Origin of the sequence: Anaeroplasma sp. (assembly GCF_034179385.1) — a bacterium.
GTDB lineage: Bacteria > Bacillota_I > Bacilli_A > Acholeplasmatales > Anaeroplasmataceae > Anaeroplasma.
Genome location: NZ_JAXFPY010000042.1, coordinates 1 through 4,232, shown reverse-complemented (window position 1 = coordinate 4,232; position 4,232 = coordinate 1). Strand labels below are relative to the sequence as shown.

The following is a 4,232-nucleotide window of genomic DNA, read 5'->3' as shown; positions in this document are numbered from 1 at the left end:
TATTTTAATTATATGACATTCAGGTTATAATTAAATAAATTTAACGATAAAAGGAGTGAATAAAATGTCAGTAACTCTAAATCAAGGGTTGAAGCCATATCAAGAATCTATTACTCATGAAATAGGTTCATTAAAAACTATAGTAAGGCTTATACATAATTGATTGTTTCTATGATGAAAACAATCAGTTAAATGGATATAAAGAGAATAATACTATATATTTCTATATAAGGGATGTTTTAGGTAATATCATAGGTATCTTAAATAATAGTGGTGTAATAGTATCTAAATTTGATTATGATGCCTTTGGCAATATCATAAATCAAACAGGATCTGTAATATCTAATTTCAGATATAAAGGATATTATTATGATACAGATATAGAATTATATTATCTAAAGAGTAGATTTTATAATCCTGTATTATTAAGATTTATTACACCAGATTCTATAGAATATATAGATTCATCTAGTATTATTGGATTAAATCTATATGCATATTGTGGTAATGATCCTATTAATATGATAGATGAGAATGGTAATTTTGGTATTTTTTCCTTTGCCCTCATAGTGGTTGGCGTTTGTATTCTTGTTTCAACAGTTTATACCGTTGAATATCATGCGAATAAAAATTATTATGAAGATGGCGATGAGGTATTTGGGAAGCAAACGCCTACCCCAGGTACATTGAAAAATGGTAAGAATTTTGAATTTTTAATCAAAGAAGATGATCCTCATTTTAATAAAAATCAAATAATAATAAAGAACTCATCAACTTATAGTATAGATGAATTGAGTGAAATGATAGATATAATTATGGACTCTGAAGAAGGGAAATACCGCAATCATATTAATAAGAATAAAGTCTTAAACGAATTAAAATGGCATAAAATTGGATATAATTTTGGATACAAACCTGACGAAACCGCTTCTGCAAATGTTTATTTTAACGCTGATGATGAAGAACATGGCTTTTTTTCTTGGGTTATGAATAATATTTATATTTAAGGAGCATAAACTTATGAAAACAATTGATCCATGGCAGCAAAAAAATAGAAGATTAAGAAAAAATCCTATAGATATACTGTTTATCATATTATCAATAGTATTTATCATTATTTTGCTTCTGCCTATATTATTAGTATTACTTATATGGTTTTCACCATGGGAAAAACCCCTATATAAGGTTCATCATCCAGCAATATATTCAGTTCAAGAGGATTTTTTCCAACTTGGCGATAAGGTCTATTGTATTAATGATGGAAAGTGTATGGTTTTTGATGATAATAAAGAAGCAAGAGAGATTGATTTAGAACATATTTCAAATGATTTTTATGTTTCAAATGATATTTTATATATTTATTTAGATAAGTATATCTACGCATATAATTCCAATTTTGAAGAGGTTTCTATATATGATACTGGCCCCATTTTTGGTAGAGTTCGTAGACGTTTTATTGTTTTAGGAGATTATATATATTTTAAAAATTATAATCTTGCAATAGAAAAATATGAGTTTTATAAATATTCAATGATAACGCATACAAAAGAGTCATTAGATTGGGATGGTCAATATTTTACAGTATTCATCTCTGAAGGAATATGTTATGAGGGTGTGTTTCACAAATATGATGATAGCATTCATTATTATGGAGATTCATATGTGTTTTTTAATGAGGAATACAAAAGAATAGAGCTGAATAAAGAAAAAGATAAGATAGTCATTAATGATAGATCATTTAGTTTTGAATATCCTTTTACGTTTGGAGAATTAGTATATTTAAACTCGGAATGTCTTGTTTTCTCAACTTATACTCTATGCAAAGAAGATTGTAGTGAATATATAACCCCCTGTATAAGTCAATTAACGGATGTAAAGTTATGGAAATATAACATTAAAACTGAGCAACTATCCTTAATAAAACAATTCAATGATCATACAATCTTGATTTCCTTTGATGATAACAATTACCATTATTATTTTGATGGAAAATTATATTCAAATGATATAGAGGTGGAAGATGCCCCAAAGATAGAAGTTGGTGATATATTTTCGTATTACGCCAGTTTTCCGAGTTTAATGCAAAGTGAAATTCAAAAATCTTTTACGAAACTAGCATATATCTCCGGGAAGTTTTATGTTTTTCATAAAGAAATTAATAGTGATATAGAAGAATTTTATGGATGGTAATAAGTAGTGTAATAGAAAATGTGAAGCTAGATTAGTATCTTACAATAATCATCCAATCGAATATGATACTATTCATCCATTTTTAATGAAATCTTATAATGGATACGAATATTCGTATCAAGGTAAAAGATTAGTGTCCGTTAGAAAGGATGATAAGAGAATTAATTATACCTATGACCTAGAAGGCTTAATCATTCAAAAGAGAGTAACTATTGTAGAAGGTGATCTGCCTGTTTCAACAACTACTACGAATTATTATTATGATAATAGAAAGCTAATAAAAGAAGTGTGCGGAAACACTACAATTAGTTATTTCTATGACGAGAATAATCAATTATATGGATATAAAGAGAATAATACTATATACTTCTATATAAGAGATGTATTAGGTAATATCATAGGTATCTTAAATAATAGTGGTGTAATAGTATCTAAATTTGATTATGATGCCTTTGGTAACATCATAAATCAAACAGGAACTATAATATCTAATTTCAGATATAAAGGATATTATTATGATACAGATATAGAATTATATTATCTAAAGAGTAGATTTTATTCATCTGAACTTTGTAGGTTTATAAGTCCTGATTCTGTAAATTATTTAGATCCAAGTTCTATTAATGGATTAAATTTATATTGTTATTGTCATAACAATCCAATTATGTATTATGATCCATCTGGTCACATTGCATTCTTTATTGTTACTGCAATTATAGGGGCTGTTGTTGGATTTGGATTAGCTGCATATAATGACTACAGCGAAGATGGTGTCTGGTTTAATGGTGGCGTTGGAGGTTATATTGGTTACACACTAGGCGGAGCAGCAATTGGAGCGGTGGCTGGTTTAGGTGCATCGTCTTTATTAGCTGGAAATTTCTTGGCAAGTTGTGGACAAGTTTATGCAGGTTTACAAGGATTAGCATGGGCATATACTATGGGAGGACCTGCAGTTGCGGGTTTATATATGGCAAATAATTTCTTTAATTCAATTCATGTTAATGCGTCGTGGTTAGGATATTGGCCTTCTAATAATGGATTTAGTGGTCCAACTCAATCAGTAACATTACAACAAGGAACTGTAATTCAAAGAATAGGTGGTGCTGGTGGAACGTTTGTCTCACCATACTATACTGATCCAATGAGCTTGTCATTGCCTTATCATCAAATGTCAAATATGGCTAACCCTACAATGTATGTAGTAAATCAACCTATTACTGTAACAGCAGGGCAAGCTGTACCATGGTTTGGCCAATATGGTGGCGGAACTCAATATTTATTACCGCAAACGATTCAAGAATTAATTAATTCTGGTATTATATCTAGATTTTAAAGGAGCATTAAAAATGAATTATGATGAACTAAAGAAAATTGTTAACACAGACAGTGATATTTCAAAAAAAATCTATATGTGTAATTATTTAACCTGCAAAACGGAAAAAATGAAGAATACAAAAATTTCTTTAGTTAAGAACTTATTAGGTAAGTATGTTGTTACTCTTTGGTTGGATTATGAATATGGTAGATTTTCAGAACAAGAAATATTCAACGATAAAGATTCAGCTGCCAATTTTGCTTGGAAATTATTAAATAATTTAAAATAGATGACTGAGTTCAAAAAATTGGTGACCAAAAATCTAAATAATTAATATACTATTAGAGAATAATTTCAAATCCAAAAATGGAATAGAACCATATAAGTTTGATGTTAACCAAGACTTATTTTATGATGCATCCAAGACATTTAGTTATAATTTACAATATAAAAGATATTGTTATTTAGCTTATGGAAATACATTAGTCTATGATTTTAATTTTACCAATAATGGTACAATATTTATGAAAGGTTCTATATTAGAATCAAAGGATAAACAGTATTTCCTATCCATAAAGAATGAATTTGGAGTATCTATATCTCTATATAGAAATCAAAATAAGCATATCCTATTAAAATATGATTATTATGAAATAGATACAGGATATAGTATACAAAATGGAGCATTTTCTATAGGAATATCCTATAATGAAATAACCTATAATTC

Annotated in this window: 5 protein-coding genes; all 5 read left to right on the top strand. The window is 28.1% G+C overall.

Annotated elements, in window-relative coordinates; genetic code table 11:
- Positions 1 to 155: 155 nt before the first annotated feature.
- Positions 156 to 1,007, top strand: a complete 852-nt coding sequence (locus tag SPJ17_RS02940; protein ID WP_321092616.1) for an RHS repeat-associated core domain-containing protein — start codon at positions 156 to 158, stop codon at positions 1,005 to 1,007.
- 13 nt (positions 1,008 to 1,020) lie between these two features.
- Positions 1,021 to 2,190: a hypothetical protein gene (locus tag SPJ17_RS02935; RefSeq protein ID WP_321092614.1), complete on the top strand. Its 1,170-nt coding sequence runs from the start codon at positions 1,021 to 1,023 to the stop codon at positions 2,188 to 2,190.
- 133 nt (positions 2,191 to 2,323) lie between these two features.
- Positions 2,324 to 3,523, top strand: coding sequence for a glycohydrolase toxin TNT-related protein (locus tag SPJ17_RS02930; protein ID WP_321092612.1), 1,200 nt, complete (start codon positions 2,324 to 2,326; stop codon positions 3,521 to 3,523).
- A gap of 13 nt (positions 3,524 to 3,536) precedes the next feature.
- Entirely contained in the window at positions 3,537 to 3,794 is a 258-nt protein-coding gene (locus SPJ17_RS02925) for a hypothetical protein (RefSeq protein WP_321092610.1), read from the top strand.
- 235 nt (positions 3,795 to 4,029) lie between these two features.
- Positions 4,030 to 4,232, top strand: a 203-nt coding sequence (locus SPJ17_RS02920) for a hypothetical protein (RefSeq protein WP_321092608.1), incomplete at its 3' end; no start/stop codon positions are given.